At 47.1% G+C, this 435-nt stretch carries 1 pseudogene; it reads left to right on the top strand.

From position 1 onward, the window contains the following. Positions 1-170 precede the first annotated feature (170 nt). Positions 171-435: pseudogene (locus tag ACTHUT_RS22205) on the top strand (hypothetical protein); the annotation flags it as partial.

The following is a 435-nucleotide window of genomic DNA, read 5'->3' as shown; positions in this document are numbered from 1 at the left end:
AACCTTTGTTGTTTTACAGGATACACCAAACTCAAGAACGCCAAAAAAGAGATCAAATCAACAGATCCGTCCAATACACCCTGGAGTTGTGGATCAGTCATCTCTTCCCTGATTTGAACGCGACGGACGTAACGCTCTTAAGCCGCATCTTGTATGAAAAGCAACTGCGCTTGACCACCGCAGAGCTGAAAACCATTTTTGCCGCCTATGACAGAATCAGCAAAGAACGCAGCATTTCATTGTTTGGCGAAGAACGCAATACCCCATTCACCATGATAGACAAGTTCCTCAACTTCTTAAAAAGTCAGTTCCCCTTCACTCAAATTCTAACGGGCCTCCTGGAACCCCAGTTTCGGACGGCCTGTGTCTATTTCCCGGTTTTTCTCTTATACATATCTGAGGATGTGGACGGGGGGGAGGGGGGAGAGTTCGGTG

The sequence above is a fragment of the Neisseria sp. P0022.S010 genome, from assembly GCF_051956635.1.
The sequence above is the reverse complement of the archived record's forward strand: the minus strand, read 5'-3'. Positions and strand labels throughout refer to the sequence as shown.